Raw genomic sequence first — 13,964 nt, 5'->3', positions numbered from 1 at the left:
CAGGAGGCGATGTTGACCCTACCCACCCAGACATATGGCGTCGCGGAAACGCCCGCGCGGAAGCGCTGGAGCGGCCAGCTCTATATCCAGGTCCTGATCGCGATCGCGCTCGGCGCGGCGCTCGGGCATTTCTACCCGACCTACGGCGCGGCGCTGAAGCCCCTCGGCGATGCGTTCATCAAGCTGGTGAAGATGATCATCGCCCCGGTGATCTTCCTGACGCTCGTCACCGGTATCGCGGGCATGAAGGAGCTCGGCTCGGTCGGTCGCGTCGCGGGCAAGGCGTTCGCGTACTTCCTGTTCTTCTCGACGCTGGCGCTGATCGTCGGCCTCATCGTCGCCAACGTCGTCCAGCCGGGCGCGGGGATGAACATCGACGCTGCCACGCTCGATACCAAGGGCATCGCCGACTACACCGTGAAGGCGCACGAGACGACGATCACCGGGTTCCTGATGAGCATCATCCCGGACACGATGGTCAGCGCGTTCACCGAGGGCAACATCCTTCAGATCCTGCTCGTCGCGATCCTGTTCGGCATCTCGCTGAGCCTAGTCGGCGAGCCTGCCAAGCCGGTGCTGAACTTCCTCGAGCGCCTCAGCCTGATCGTCTTCAAGCTGGTCGGCATCCTAATGCGCGCAGCGCCGCTCGGTGCGTTCGGTGCGATCGCGTTTACGATCGGGAAGTACGGGATCGGCAGCCTTGCCAATCTCGGTGCGCTGGTCGCTACCTTCTATCTCACCGCGGCGCTGTTTGTGGTCGTCATCCTCGGCACCGTCGCCCGGCTCACCGGCTTCTCGATCTTCAAGCTGATCAAGTATCTGAAGGCCGAATTGCTGCTGGTGCTCGGGACGTCGTCGTCGGAAGCCGCGCTGCCGAACCTGATCCAGAAGATGGAAGCGGCAGGCTGCGAGAAGTCGGTGGTCGGGCTGGTCGTGCCGACCGGCTATTCGTTCAATCTCGACGGCACCAACATTTACATGACGCTGGCGGCGCTGTTCATCGCGCAGGCGACCAACACGCACCTGACGCTCGGCCAGGAACTGTTGCTGCTGGTCGTCGCGATGATCTCTTCGAAGGGTGCGGCGGGCGTGACCGGCGCGGGCTTCATCACCCTGGCCGCGACGCTGTCGATCGTGCCGACCGTGCCGATTGCCGGCATGGCGCTGATCCTCGGTGTCGATCGCTTCATGAGCGAGTGCCGCAGCCTTACCAACTTCATCGGCAACGCGGTCGCGACGATCGTCGTCGCCCGCTGGGAGGGCGCACTCGACCGCGACAAGCTGAACGCGGCGCTGTCGGGCAAGCTCCCCGAGTTCGTGCCGGCGGCAATCCCCGCCGCTGCCACCGCCCATTGATGCCGGCGGGGACGGCCAGCCCGTCCCCGCCCGCCCGTTCCCGCCAGCCAGTACCGGAACTTGCTTATGACCTCGATGACGATGCGCCGCTTGCGGCACGCGGCTGGCCTTGCCACGTCCGCGCTCTCGATCTTCGCGTTCGCGAATGTCGCCACCGCACAGGCCGAGGCGCCGCCTTCGCGCCAGGCCAATGTCGGCGCCAAGGACGTGTCGAGCACCGCCGAAGCCTCGCCGATCGCGGAGAGCTATCCCAACGCCGCGATCGGCGACGGGACGACGTCGGGTGGCTATAACCAGTCGCGCTGGGCTGAGGATTGGTCGAAGCTGCGCGACCCGAAGAAGCGCAAGGACATCGTCGACCAGCTGAAGTTCATCTCTATTGCCGGCGATGGCGACGTCTATTTGACACTGTCGGGCGAGGCGCGGTTGCGCGTCAACCAGACCACCAACCCTAATCTCCGCGACTCGGAAGCGCAGCGGCAGGACATTCTTCGCCTGTTCGGTGGTGCCGATCTGCATGTCGGCGAGCATCTCCGGTTCTATGGCGAGCTCGCGCATGGCACGCTGGAAGGGGAGAATCTCGGCACTGCGCTACCAAACCTGCGCAACAAGCTCGCGGTGCAGCAGGCGTTCGTCGATCTGACCGGGACGGTGGCCGATGTCGACGTCGGCGTGCGCTATGGTCGCCAGACGTTCGCCGATGGCCCGAACCTGATGGTGGTGCCGCGCGACAACAACACGTTGTTCTTCGGTTTCAACGGCTTCCGGGCCTGGGCGCGCGCTGCCGGCGTCCGCGCCGACGTGTTCGACTTCAAGCCGACCGCCTATGGCAATGGTGGTACTCAGGACGACAACGCCGAGAGCGCGCGGCGCTTCTCGGGTATCTCGACCGGGATCGTCGTGCCCGAAACGCTGTTCGGCGGGTCGAAGCTGTACGTCGATCCGTTCCTCTGGCGGCTGCGCAATCGCACGGCAGTATGGGGCACCGACACCGCGCGCGAAGTCCGCAATTTCTACGGCCTGCATGTCTGGGGTGACGCCGGGCCGGTCAATCTCGACTGGACGATCAATTACCAGGGCGGCAGTTACGACAACCGCTCGATCAAGGCGTGGCTGATCCTGTTGGCGCAGACCTACAAGATTGGCGACGGCAAGTCCGCGCCGCGCGTCGGTTTCCACGCCGATTATGCGAGCGGTGGCGGCGCATACGGGAAGGGCACGCTGCGCAACTCGCTCGCGCCGTTCGGCAACAACATCTATTACAGCTACCAGCTGTTCGCGACGCCGACCAACCTGATCGCGCTCGCGCCGAACGTGACGTTCACGCCGTTCGGCAAGCTGCGCATGACCGCGGAATATCAGCTGTCCTGGCGCGATACGACGAGCGATGCGGTGTACCGCGCGAACGGCTCGGCGTTTGCGGGCACGCAGAATTTCGGGGGCAAGAAGATCGCCGACACGATCCGGTTCCAGGCGGTGTACCCGTTCACCTCGCGGCTGTCGTTCACCGGGCGGTACGAGCATCTGATCGCCGGGCCGGCGCTGACCAATGCCGGGTATAAGAACTCCGACTTCCTTGCCGGCTGGATCAGCTACCGGTTCTGACGCCCTATCGATCCTCCCCTCTGAGGGGAGGTGGCAGCCCGCAGGGCTGACGGAGGGGTGGCGCGCCATCGAGAGCGTGACACCCCTCTGTCTGGGGAGCGCCAGCCACCTCCCCTGCCAGGGGAGGATCAAGGTGTGGCGATACCGCCCAGATTAACCTGCGTCGCACCACGCAACAAATTCGGTTATCCAGACCATACCGGTCCTTCAATTCCTCGATCGACTGTGGCACATGGACTCCAACATCAGGAGCACATGGCCATGGATCTCAGCTTCACGCCCGAGGAAGAAGCCTTCCGCGAGGAAGTCCGCAGCTTCTTCCGCGACAAACTGCCCGCCCGCCTTTCGACGCTGGTTCGCGAGGGCAAGCGGCTGCGGAAGTCGGACATGGAGGAGTGGCACGCCATCCTCAACGAGCGCGGCTGGCTGGCGAACCACTGGCCCGAGGAGTGGGGCGGCCCCGGCTGGAGCGTGATCCAGCGCTTCATCTTCGACAATGAGTCCGCGCTCGCGCACGCGCCCCGCGTCGTGCCGTTCGGCGTCAACATGCTCGGCCCGGTGCTGATCAAATACGGCTCGGAAGAGCAGAAGAAGCAGTGGCTGCCGCGGATTCTCGATGGCTCCGACTGGTGGTGCCAGGGGTATTCCGAGCCCGGTGCCGGCTCCGATCTTGCGGGCCTCAAGACCACCGCGGTCAGGAAGGGCGACGTCTATGTCGTCAACGGCCAGAAGACCTGGACGACGCTCGGCCAGCATGCCGACATGATATTCTGCCTCGTCCGCACCGACGCGACCGCGAAGAAGCAGGAGGGCATCTCGTTCCTGCTGATCGACATGAAGTCGCCCGGCATCGAGGTCCGCCCGATCACGCTGATCGACGGCGAGCAAGAGGTGAACGAGGTGTTCTTTACCGATGTCGAGGTGCCCGTCGCCAACCTCGTCGGCGAAGAGAACCTCGGCTGGACCTACGCCAAGTATCTGCTGACCTATGAGCGCACCAACATCGCCGGCGTCGGCTTCTCGATCGCGTCGTTCGAGCGGCTGAAGGAAGTCGCGCAGATGCAGAAGAAGGGTGGGCGCTCGCTGGCGGACGATCCGCTGTTCGCGGCGCGGATGGCGCGGGTCGAAATCGATCTCGCCAACATGCAGACGACCAACCTGCGCGTGCTTGCGGCGGTCGCGGGCGGCGGTGCGCCGGGCGCGGAGAGCTCAATGCTCAAGATCAAGGGCACCGAGATCCGGCAGGAGATCACCTCGCTGACGCGTCGTGCGTATGGATCGTACGCGGCGCCGTACATACCCGAGGCTCTGGAGGCCGGGTGGAACGGCGAGGATGTCGGGCCGGAAGATGCGGCGATGGCGGCGCCGAGCTATTTCAACAACCGCAAACTGTCGATCTTCGGCGGGTCGAACGAGATCCAGAAGAACATCATCTCCAAAGCCATCCTGGGTCTCTGATCACATGAACTTCGAACACACCGACGACCGCCGCATGCTCGCCGACACGCTCGTCCGCGCGCTGCGGGACGGCTATCCGATCGATACGCGCAATGCGGGGGCGTATAGCGAGGCGGGGTACGACCCGGCGGTCTGGACGCAGTTGAACGAGCTGGGCATCGTTTCGGCGCTGTTCAACGAGGCGGCGGGCGGCTTCGGCGGCAGCGGGTTCGACATCATGGTGGTGTTCGAAGCGCTCGGTCGCGCGCTGGTGGTTGAGCCGTTCCTCGGCGCGCTGATGGCCGGGCGTGCACTGGCGGCGGGCGGCGGGCATGACGATGCGCTGGCCGGGATCGTGTCGGGCGAGACGATCGCCGCTTTTGCACATGACGACGGGGCTAATCCTGTGACTGCGACGAAGAGCGGCGACGGCTGGACGCTGAGCGGCACCAAGGCGGTCGTTCCGCAGGCGGGCGCGGCGTCGGTGTTCGTAGTGACGGTCGAGCAGGATGGCGATCCGCTGGTGTTCCTCGTGCCCGCGGACACTGCGGGCGTTTCGGTACGGAGCTACAACGTTGTCGAGGGCGGTGGAGCCGGCGACGTGACGTTCGAGAACGTGGCGCTCGGCGCGGACGCGCGCGTCGGCGGCGAAGGGCAGGGGCAGGCGATCGTCGATGCGGCGGTCGGGGCAGGGTTGCTCGCGCTGTCGGCCGAGGCGGTCGGCGCGATGGAGTTCGTCAAGGAAGCCACGCTCGGCTATCTCCGCGACCGCAAGCAGTTCGGTGTGCCGATCGGCAAGTTCCAGGCGCTCCAGCACCGCATGGCGACGGTGCTGCTCGAGATCGAGCAGGCACAGTCCGCGGTCATCAACGCTGCGTCGGCATTCGACGGCGACGATGCGAAGGCGCGTGAACGTGCTCTGTCAGCGGCGAAATACACGATCGGTCGGACTGGTGCGCTGGTCGCGGAGGAGTCGATCCAGCTGCACGGCGGCATCGGCATGACGTGGGAATACGCGGTGTCGCATTACGCCAAGCGCTTGGTGATGATCGACCACCAGCTCGGTGACGAGGACTATCACCTGCAACGGTATATTGCGCTGGGCTGACTATTTTTCGTCATCCTGACGAAAGTCAGGACCCAGGGTCGCGGGCGTTATCGTCGATGGCTTTGGATCCTGACTTTCGTCAGGATGACGGGCGGCTAGTGGGCTCTAACGCCCGCGCTTCCCGATCATCGGCCGCAGCCGCACGCCAACACAGATCACCGTCGGCCACAGCAGCGTGTTGAGGATATCGAGCGAGGTATCCTCCCACCGCCACGACCCGAACGTCAGGCGGTCCATGATCTCGTTGAACGCCTCGCCCGCGACCACCACCCACCACGGAATGAACGTTCCAAACGACCGCCGCGTGATCAGCCGCGCGATCATCAGCAGCGCCATCCCGGCATGGATGTGCAGGATCGTATCGGGCAGCCCGGTGCCATCGCCGATCCAGTCGATCATCTTGTGGTAGAGGGTCGGGATCACGCTGTTACTCCGGGCGAACTGCCGCGGGCGCTATACGGCGCTCAATTCCGAGCGGCAATCACAGGCGTCGTGCCCAACATCAGCGGCTTCAACTCGGCGATGGTCGCGTCCAGCCACGCGATGAACCGGTCGATCCGCGCGATCCGGCGGACGTCGCGGTGGACGACGAGCCAGAACGAGCGCGCGATGTCCACCGCGTCGGGCAGCACGCGGACCAGCCCCGGCATCCGGTCGCCGATGAAGCATGGCAGAATCCCGCATCCCGCTCCCGCGGCGATCAGCTCGGCCTGCGCGACGATACTCGAACTGCGGATCGAGGCGTCGAGCCGGCCGTCGATTTCCGCCAGATAGCGGAGTTCGGGCGCGTAGATCATGTCCGGGACGTAGCCGATCAGCCGGTGGCGCATCAGGTCCGCGGTCGTAGCGATCGGCCCGGTCCGCGCGAGGTGATCCGGATTCGCGTAGAGGCCGAGGTGATAGTCGGTCAGCTTGCGCGCCACCAGCGGGCCGCTCTTGGGCCGCGCAAGCATCACCGCGATGTCGGCCTCTCTCCGCGAGGGGTTGAGGAAGCCGGTCGACGCGATCAGGTCGACGGCGATCCGCGGATGCTGGTTGGTGAACGACGCGAGGCGCGGCGCAAGAATGCGGCTGCCGAACCCTTCCGAGACGCTCAACCGGATCGGGCCGGCGAGTACCCCTGCATCATTGCCGACGACTTCCTGGATGCCGAGCGCGGACGCCTCCATCGTCTCGGCGTGTTCCAATAGCGCCGCGCCGCGTTCGGTCAGCGCGTAGCCGGCGACGGTCTGTTCGAACAACGTCGTCTGGAGTCGCCGCTCGAGGCGTTGCAGCCGCCGCGACACCGTCGTCGCGTCCTGCCCGAGCAGTTTTGCGGCCGGTCCGAGCCGGTGCGCGCGCGCCAGAGCGAGGAAATATCGGACGTCGTCCCAATCCATGAACGCCTCACCCTATACTGCATATTCGCAGAGCGATTCTGCAAACAGCCCCACTTGGCTGCGAAAGCCTTATGGCCGACGGTGCGGATAACTAGAAGAGGATGCCCATGCGGACGATCGAGAATTTCGTGAGCGGTGCGGCGAGCACGGCGGAGCGCTTCGGCGACGTGTTCGACCCGAATTCGGGCGAGGTGCAGGCGCGGGTACGGCTGTCGGGCGCGACCGATTTGGACCGCGTCGTCGCCGCCGCGCAAAAGGCACAGCCGGGCTGGGCCGCGACCAACCCGCAGCGTCGCGCCCGCGTCATGTTCGAGTTCAAGCGGCTCGTCGAAGCGAACATGGACGAACTCGCGCGCCTGCTGTCGTCCGAGCACGGCAAAGTGATCGCGGATTCGAAGGGCGATATCCAGCGCGGGCTCGAGGTAATCGAGTTCTGCTGCGGCATTCCGCACATCCTCAAGGGTGAATACACCCAAGGCGCCGGCCCCGGAATTGACGTGTATTCCATGCGCCAGCCGCTCGGTATCGGCGCGGGGATCACGCCGTTCAACTTCCCGGCGATGATCCCGCTGTGGATGTCGGGCGTCGCGATCGCCACCGGCAATGCGTTCATCCTCAAGCCCAGCGAGCGCGATCCGTCGGTGCCGGTGCGGCTCGGCGAATTGTTCGTCGAGGCGGGGCTGCCCGAGGGGATCTTCCAGGTCGTCCACGGCGACAAGGAGATGGTCGACGCGATCCTCGATCATCCCGCGATCTCGGCGGTGAGCTTCGTCGGATCGTCCGACATCGCGCATTACGTGTATCGTCGCGGCGTCGAGGCGGGCAAGCGCGTCCAGGCGATGGGCGGCGCGAAGAACCACGGCATCGTCATGCCCGACGCCGACCTCGACCAGGTCGTCGCCGACCTGTCGGGCGCCGCGTTCGGGAGCGCTGGCGAGCGCTGCATGGCCTTGCCCGTGGTGGTGCCGGTCGGCGAGAAGACCGCCGTGGCTTTGCGCGAGAAGCTGATCCCGGCGATCGCGGCGTTGCGCGTCGGCGTGTCGACCGACAACGACGCGCATTACGGCCCAGTGGTGAACGCAGCGCATCGCACTCGGATCGAAAACTGGATCCAGACCGGCGTCGACGAGGGCGCGGAACTGGTCGTCGACGGGCGCGGGTTTGCGTTGCAGGGGCATGAGAAAGGCTTCTTCATCGGGCCGTCGCTGTTCGATCACGTCACGACGGAGATGTCGGCGTACAAGGAGGAGATCTTCGGGCCGGTGCTCCAGATCGTTCGCGCCGCCGATTTCGAGGAGGCGGTGCGGCTGCCGAGCGAGCATCAATACGGCAACGGCGTCGCGATCTTCACCCGCAACGGCCACGCGGCGCGCGAATTCGCGGCGCGGGTGAATGTCGGGATGGTCGGCATCAACGTGCCGATCCCGGTGCCGGTCGCGTATCATACGTTCGGCGGGTGGAAGCGCTCGGCGTTCGGCGACACCAACCAGCACGGCATGGAGGGCGTGAAGTTCTGGACCAAGGTCAAGACGATCACGCAGCGCTGGCCGGATGGGTCTGCGCTGCCGGCGATGGCCGAGGATGGCGGGCCGGCGCGCAACAACGACGCGTTCGTCATCCCGACGATGGGGTGAGTGGTTTGCCATCCCCGGATCCCGTCATCCTGGACTTGATCCAGGATCCAGAGTTACGGAGCGCGACGCTTTTGACTCTGGATCCTGACTTTCGTCAGGATGACGGGAGGGGATCGAAACCCCAGTCTTCGGCCAGATCGCGCCACGTAGGATTGTCGGTCTCGATAAGCTCGATCTTCCACGAGCGCTTCCAGACCTTGAGCTGCTTCTCGCGCGTGATCGCCCCCTCCATCGTGTCGGCCATTGCGAACCACACCAGCCGGTTAACCGCGTATCGCTTAGTAAACCCAGCGAACGCGCTCTCACGATGCTGAACGATCCGTGCCATCAGGTCGGAGGTTACGCCGATGTACAGCGTTCCGTTACGCCAGCTCGCCATGATATAGACCGCGGGTTGTCTAGCCATATCATTCCCCCACCCCGTCATCCTGACGAAAGTCAGGATCCAGAGCCACGAGCATCAGCATTCGCCGCTCTGGATACTGGGTCAAGCCCAGTATGACGGACCCAGTATGACGATTCAGGAAAGTCCGATGACCAACCAGTTCGACCTCACCGACGACCAGCGCGAGATCCAGGAGCTGGCACGCCGGTTCACCGCCGACCGGATCACGCCGCATGCGGCCGAGTGGGACGAGAAGCACATCTTCCCGCGCGACACGATCAAAGCGGCGGCCGAACTCGGCTTCGCGGCGATCTACGTCAGCGAGGAAAGCGGCGGGATCGCGCTTGGGCGGTTGGAAGCCGCGCTGATCATGGAGGCGATGTCCTACGGGTGCCCGTCGACGTCCGCGTTCATCAGCATCCACAATATGGCGGCGTGGATGATCGACCGGTTTGGCTCGCAGGGCGTGAAGGACAAGTATCTCCCCGACCTGGTGACGATGGACCGGCTGGCGAGCTATTGCCTGACCGAGCCGGGCTCCGGCTCCGACGCCGCCGCTTTGAAGACCCGCGCGGTGCGCGATGGCGACGACTGGATCGTGACCGGCTCGAAGCAGTTCATCTCGGGTGCGGGCGAGAACGAGGTGTACGTGACGATGGTCCGCACCGGTGAGGACGGTCCGAAGGGTATCTCGTGCCTCGTGATCGAGAAGGACATGCCGGGCGTGTCGTTCGGCGCGAACGAGAAGAAGCTGGGCTGGCATTCGCAACCGACGCGGCAGGTGATCTTCGACGGTGTCCGCGTACCGGCCGCGAACATGGTCGGCGGCGAGGGCGAGGGCTTCCGGATCGCGATGATGGGGCTCGATGGCGGGCGGTTGAACATCGGCGCGTGCTCGCTCGGCGGTGCGCAGCGGTGTCTCGACGAGGCGATCGCGTATACCAGGGACCGGAAACAGTTCGGCAAGGCGATCGCCGATTTCCAGAACACGCAGTTCATGCTGGCCGACATGGCGACCGAACTCGAAGCGGCGCGCGCGCTGCTCTACATGGCGGCGGCCAAGGTGACGGCGAACGCGCCCGACAAGACCAAGTTCGCGGCCATGGCGAAGCGGCTGGCGACCGATACGGGCTCGTCGGTGGTGGATCGCGCGTTGCAGCTGCATGGTGGCTACGGGTATCTGCAGGACTATCCGATCGAGCGTTTCTGGCGCGACTTGCGGGTGCATTCGATCCTTGAGGGGACGAACCAGGTCATGCGGATGATCGTCGGTCGTGAACTGACGCGGCAGTGAGTCCGCGCAGCTTCAAGTCTTTCTTCTGCTCCGCGCCTCTGCGCCCCTGCGCGAAAAAGTCTTTTGTTCGCGCAGAGGCGCAGAGGCGCGGAGATGATGTTCGGGAGGTGAACGCGTGACCGATGATCTGATCGTCGAGAGTAAAGGGCCTGTCGGCCGGATTCGGTTGAACCGCCCGAAGGCGCTGCACGCGTTGAACCTAGCGATGTGCGAAGGCGTGCTGGAGGCGCTGGAAGCGTGGCGTGGCGACGCGGCGGTCGAGGCGATCGTCGTCGATCATGCCGAGGGGCGCGGGTTCTGTGCTGGCGGGGATATCCGCATGCTCGCCGCGTCGGGCGCGACCGATGGCGTCGAGGCGCGGGCGTTTTTTCACGCCGAGTATCGGATGAACCACCGGCTGTTCACCTATGCCAAGCCAATCGTCGCGTTCATGGACGGGATCACCATGGGCGGCGGCGTCGGGCTAGCGCTGCCGTGCCGGTTCCGGGTTGCGACCGATAACACCAAGTTTGCGATGCCGGAAACGGGGATCGGGCTGTTCCCGGACGTTGGCGGCGGCTGGTATCTGTCGCGGCTGCCGGGGCGGATCGGGCAGTATCTCGCGCTGACCGGGCACCGGCTCGATGGTGCAGAGTGTCTCGCGCTCGGGTTGGCGACGCATTTTCTCGCGAGCGATACGCTCGATACCGCTAAGGCACGGATCGCGGAGACGCCGCAGGATATCGCGGGCGTGTTGGACGCATTGGCCACGTCGGCACCCGACGCGAAGATCTTGGCGCGCAAGGATGACATCGACCGGCTGTTCGCGTCAGACGTGCTGGAGGAGATCTATGCCGCGCTCGACGCCGATGGTGGGGAGTGGGCGACTCAGACTCTCGCGACGCTGAAGACCAAGTCGCCGCAGACGATGAAGGTGTCGCTCCGGCTGCTCCACGAGGGCGCGGGGATGGCGAGTTTCGCGGACGAGATGCGGCAGGAATATGCGGTTGGCGCGCATGTCGTGCAGCGGCATGACTTCATTGAGGGCGTGCGCGCGGTAATCGTCGACAAGGATAACGCGCCGCGCTGGGATCCGGCGACGCCCGAGGCTGTGACCGATCACGTGATCGACCAGATCTTCGCGCCGTTGCCGGAGCATGAGGCGTGGACGCCGGGCTGAGTAGAAAGAACACACGTCACCCCAGCGAAAGCTGGGGTCTCATCATTATCGAGAGACCCAGCTTCCGCTGGGGTGACGGGATAGGAGAGATTGAATGGCCGACTACGAAACGATCCTGGTCGAGCAGCGCGGTGGCGTCACGCTTGTCACGTTGAACCGGCCCCAGGCGCTCAACGCGCTCAATTCGCAGGTGCTCGCCGACCTGATCGCCGCGTTTGCCGCGTTCGATGCGGACGCGTCGCAGGGGTGTGCTGTGCTGACCGGTTCCGCCAAGGCGTTCGCGGCCGGGGCGGACATCAAGGAGATGCAGTCGCAGGGCTTTGCCGAGATGTACGCGAGCAACTTCTTCGCCGGCTGGGAGAGTTTCACGCGGACGCGCAAACCCGTGATCGCGGCAGTCGCGGGCTATGCGCTCGGCGGCGGGTGCGAGTTGGCGATGATGTGCGACTTCATCCTTGCGGCCGATACCGCGAAGTTCGGGCAGCCGGAGATCAAGCTCGCCGTATCGCCGGGGATGGGCGGATCGCAGCGGCTCACGCGCGCGGTCGGCAAGGCGAAGGCGATGGAGATGTGCCTGACCGGGCGGATGATGGACGCCGCCGAAGCCGAGCGCGCTGGCCTCGTGTCGCGGATCGTGTCCGCCGACGACCTGGTCGAGGAGGCGGTTAAGACCGCTGCGACGATTGCCGCGATGGCGCCGCTGGCGGTGCTGGCGAACAAGGAAATGGTCAACGCGGCGTTCGAGACGGGGCTTGCGATGGGCGTCCAGTTCGAGCGGCGGCTGTTCCACGGGCTGTTCGGGACGGCGGACCAGAGCGAAGGCATGGCCGCGTTCGTCGAGAAGCGCGCCGGGACCTGGACGGGGAAGTGACCCGACAAACGTCCGTATCAACCCCGTCACCCCAGCGAAGGCTGGGGTCTCCCCATTGGCGGTCGAAACGCTAGCCCCATAAAGATCCCAGCTTTCGCTGGGATGACGATCGTTAAAGAGGATAAGCAATGGCACGGATCGGATTTATCGGGCTCGGCAACATGGGCGGCGGAATGGCGGCGAACCTCGCCAAGAAGGGCCACGACGTCCGCGCGTTCGATCTGAGCGCCGACGCGCTGGACAAGGCGAAGATCGCAGGATGCCTGCCGGTCGCGTCTGCTGCCGAGGCCGCAGGCGGTGCCGAGGCGATCGTGACGATGCTCCCCGCCGGCAAGCACGTCGCCGAGGTCTACGACACGCTGTTCGGCGTTGCCCCTCCGTCCGCGATCCTGATCGACTGCTCGACGATCGACGTCGCCACCGCCAATCAGGTCGCCGCCGCCGCGCACGCCAAGGGCCTCGCCGCGGTCGACGCGCCGGTGTCGGGCGGGATCGGGGCTGCCAATGCGGGCACGCTCACCTTCATGGTCGGCGGGTCGGCGGAGGCGTTCGAACGGGCGCAGGCTATCCTCGCCGATATGGGCAAGGCCGTCATCCATGCCGGCACAAACGGCGCAGGGCAGGCGGCGAAGATCTGCAACAACATGATTCTCGGCGCGACGATGATCGCGACCTGCGAGGCGTTCGTGCTGGCGGAAAAGCTCGGGCTCGATGCACAGGCCTTCTACGATATCGCCAGCGTGTCCTCGGGCCAGAGCTGGTCGATGACCACCTATGCGCCATTGCCCGGGATCGGCCCCGATACCCCCGCCGATCACGACTATCAGGGCGGTTTCGCGACGGCGCTGATGCTCAAGGACCTGCGGCTCGCGATGGCCGCGGCAAAGGACGTCGGCGCGGATACGCCGATGGGCGCGAAGGCTGCCGAGCGCTACGAGGCGTTCGCCGAGGCCGGGCAGGGTAGCCTCGACTTCTCGGCGATTATCCGCACGCTTTGAGCCCTAAAGGAAGCGGATCAGCATCAGCAGCAGGCCAAGGATCGACACCATCCAGCACAGGCTGCGGACATATTTGATGCCGAACAGATACAGCGGGACGTACGCGATCCGCGCGCCGAACCAGAGCCATGCGCCGATCGCCCCCACCCCGCCGGTGCGATCGGCCACGGCCAGCCCCAGCGCGAGCGCGACGAACACGGGGTAGGTTTCCTGGAAGTTCTTGAGCGCACGTTCGGCGCGCCCTGCCATCTCGCCGAGCGGCTTCTGCTCGCCGTCGCGTGGACCCGCATTCCAGTCGAGCCCGCGATCGCGCGTGGCGGTTTGCCCCTGGATCATGACGTACGCAAACAACAGGACCGTCGACCAGCCGAGCAGCAGTAATTCGGTAGGCAAATGCGTCATGATCGGTCTCCGCTAAGGTAGCGGGTGTCGAACGCCGCTATCGCGCCGATGTTGCGACCTGGATCTGTGGATTGGCAAGCGATTGGCGGGCGTCGTGCGCGCGGTGGAACGCGCGGTCGGCATCGTCGATCGCCCCGAGCAGCGCGCCGAAGCACGGCACTTCGTCGATCGGATAGACGCGTGACAGATCGTGGCCGAGCGCGAAGACGTCGCGCTGCGTGAGGAGCCCGATCGCGACGATACGGTCTTGGTCGGACATGTTAGGCTCCCGTGGTGCAATGTATGTTAACGCACTCAACGAGTTAACGGTACCGTCATAAGTGCGAAACGGGGCCA

General features: G+C 65.2%; 14 protein-coding genes. 9 read left to right on the top strand and 5 right to left on the bottom strand.

The window, feature by feature from the left end:
* Positions 1–12: 12 nt before the first annotated feature.
* From QP164_RS12405 to QP164_RS12390, 4 genes are all read left to right on the top strand, one after another.
* Positions 13–1,356 (top strand): dicarboxylate/amino acid:cation symporter, encoded by a 1,344-nt coding sequence (locus QP164_RS12405; protein ID WP_435368404.1) that lies wholly within the window; start codon positions 13–15, stop codon positions 1,354–1,356.
* A gap of 66 nt (positions 1,357–1,422) precedes the next feature.
* Positions 1,423–2,961: an alginate export family protein gene (locus tag QP164_RS12400; protein ID WP_243693162.1), complete on the top strand. Its 1,539-nt coding sequence runs from the start codon at positions 1,423–1,425 to the stop codon at positions 2,959–2,961.
* 261 nt (positions 2,962–3,222) lie between these two features.
* On the top strand, positions 3,223–4,419 hold the full coding sequence (locus tag QP164_RS12395; protein WP_192976669.1) for an acyl-CoA dehydrogenase family protein: 1,197 nt from the start codon (positions 3,223–3,225) through the stop codon (positions 4,417–4,419).
* Between the two features lie 4 nt (positions 4,420–4,423).
* Positions 4,424–5,506, top strand: coding sequence for an acyl-CoA dehydrogenase family protein (locus tag QP164_RS12390; RefSeq protein ID WP_333923331.1), 1,083 nt, complete (start codon positions 4,424–4,426; stop codon positions 5,504–5,506).
* Positions 5,507–5,611: 105 nt separating this feature from the next.
* Here QP164_RS12390 and QP164_RS12385 read toward each other — a convergent pair whose 3' ends face one another.
* Both QP164_RS12385 and QP164_RS12380 read right to left on the bottom strand, forming a co-directional pair.
* On the bottom strand, positions 5,612–5,929 hold the full coding sequence (locus QP164_RS12385) for a hypothetical protein (protein ID WP_333923330.1): 318 nt from the start codon (positions 5,927–5,929) through the stop codon (positions 5,612–5,614).
* Between the two features lie 41 nt (positions 5,930–5,970).
* Entirely contained in the window at positions 5,971–6,885 is a 915-nt protein-coding gene (locus tag QP164_RS12380; RefSeq protein ID WP_333923328.1) for a LysR family transcriptional regulator, read from the bottom strand.
* A gap of 107 nt (positions 6,886–6,992) precedes the next feature.
* Here QP164_RS12380 and QP164_RS12375 point away from each other — a divergent pair, with 107 nt between their 5' ends.
* The gene (locus tag QP164_RS12375) at positions 6,993–8,519 is read left to right on the top strand and encodes a CoA-acylating methylmalonate-semialdehyde dehydrogenase (protein WP_333923327.1); all 1,527 of its coding nucleotides are present in this window, start codon (positions 6,993–6,995) and stop codon (positions 8,517–8,519) included.
* Positions 8,520–8,613: 94 nt separating this feature from the next.
* Here QP164_RS12375 and QP164_RS12370 read toward each other — a convergent pair whose 3' ends face one another.
* On the bottom strand, positions 8,614–8,925 hold the full coding sequence (locus tag QP164_RS12370; protein WP_132895537.1) for a GIY-YIG nuclease family protein: 312 nt from the start codon (positions 8,923–8,925) through the stop codon (positions 8,614–8,616).
* A 127-nt stretch (positions 8,926–9,052) separates the two neighbouring features.
* On the opposite strand from QP164_RS12370, the gene QP164_RS12365 reads away from it, so the two are divergent.
* The 4 genes from QP164_RS12365 (at position 9,053) to mmsB (ending at position 13,226) form a co-directional block, all read left to right on the top strand.
* Positions 9,053–10,198, top strand: coding sequence for an acyl-CoA dehydrogenase family protein (locus QP164_RS12365; protein ID WP_187504454.1), 1,146 nt, complete (start codon positions 9,053–9,055; stop codon positions 10,196–10,198).
* 115 nt (positions 10,199–10,313) lie between these two features.
* Entirely contained in the window at positions 10,314–11,357 is a 1,044-nt protein-coding gene (locus QP164_RS12360) for an enoyl-CoA hydratase/isomerase family protein (protein ID WP_132736282.1), read from the top strand.
* A 94-nt stretch (positions 11,358–11,451) separates the two neighbouring features.
* Entirely contained in the window at positions 11,452–12,228 is a 777-nt protein-coding gene (locus QP164_RS12355) for an enoyl-CoA hydratase (RefSeq protein ID WP_333923326.1), read from the top strand.
* 128 nt (positions 12,229–12,356) lie between these two features.
* Positions 12,357–13,226: a 3-hydroxyisobutyrate dehydrogenase gene (gene mmsB, locus QP164_RS12350; RefSeq protein ID WP_333923325.1), complete on the top strand. Its 870-nt coding sequence runs from the start codon at positions 12,357–12,359 to the stop codon at positions 13,224–13,226.
* A gap of 3 nt (positions 13,227–13,229) precedes the next feature.
* Here mmsB and QP164_RS12345 read toward each other — a convergent pair whose 3' ends face one another.
* Both QP164_RS12345 and QP164_RS12340 read right to left on the bottom strand, forming a co-directional pair.
* Complete coding sequence (locus QP164_RS12345; RefSeq protein WP_333923324.1) at positions 13,230–13,628, bottom strand: MAPEG family protein; 399 nt, start codon at positions 13,626–13,628, stop codon at positions 13,230–13,232.
* 37 nt (positions 13,629–13,665) lie between these two features.
* Positions 13,666–13,887 carry a hypothetical protein gene (locus tag QP164_RS12340; protein ID WP_333923323.1) on the bottom strand — a complete coding sequence of 74 codons (222 nt, stop codon included), beginning with the start codon at positions 13,885–13,887 and terminating at the stop codon, positions 13,666–13,668.
* Positions 13,888–13,964 lie beyond the last annotated feature (77 nt).

This window comes from Sphingomonas sp. LR59 (genome assembly GCF_036855945.1).
Lineage (GTDB): Bacteria > Pseudomonadota > Alphaproteobacteria > Sphingomonadales > Sphingomonadaceae > Sphingomonas.
Note: the sequence above shows the minus strand (reverse complement) of the source record. Positions and strands in the feature narration are given on the sequence as shown.

Bases quoted from the DNA above. Each gene is read 5' to 3' on its own strand.
- mmsB (WP_333923325.1), top strand. From the start codon at position 12,357: ATGGCACGGATCGGATTTATCGGGCTCGGCAACATGGGCGGCGGAATG.
- QP164_RS12380 (WP_333923328.1), bottom strand. From the start codon at position 6,885: ATGGATTGGGACGACGTCCGATATTTCCTCGCTCTGGCGCGCGCGCAC.
- QP164_RS12365 (WP_187504454.1), top strand. From the start codon at position 9,053: ATGACCAACCAGTTCGACCTCACCGACGACCAGCGCGAGATCCAGGAG.
- QP164_RS12345 (WP_333923324.1), bottom strand. From the start codon at position 13,628: ATGACGCATTTGCCTACCGAATTACTGCTGCTCGGCTGGTCGACGGTC.
- QP164_RS12400 (WP_243693162.1), top strand. From the start codon at position 1,423: ATGACCTCGATGACGATGCGCCGCTTGCGGCACGCGGCTGGCCTTGCC.
- QP164_RS12370 (WP_132895537.1), bottom strand. From the start codon at position 8,925: ATGGCTAGACAACCCGCGGTCTATATCATGGCGAGCTGGCGTAACGGA.
- QP164_RS12375 (WP_333923327.1), top strand. From the start codon at position 6,993: ATGCGGACGATCGAGAATTTCGTGAGCGGTGCGGCGAGCACGGCGGAG.
- QP164_RS12390 (WP_333923331.1), top strand. From the start codon at position 4,424: ATGAACTTCGAACACACCGACGACCGCCGCATGCTCGCCGACACGCTC.
- QP164_RS12395 (WP_192976669.1), top strand. From the start codon at position 3,223: ATGGATCTCAGCTTCACGCCCGAGGAAGAAGCCTTCCGCGAGGAAGTC.
- QP164_RS12340 (WP_333923323.1), bottom strand. From the start codon at position 13,887: ATGTCCGACCAAGACCGTATCGTCGCGATCGGGCTCCTCACGCAGCGC.
- QP164_RS12355 (WP_333923326.1), top strand. From the start codon at position 11,452: ATGGCCGACTACGAAACGATCCTGGTCGAGCAGCGCGGTGGCGTCACG.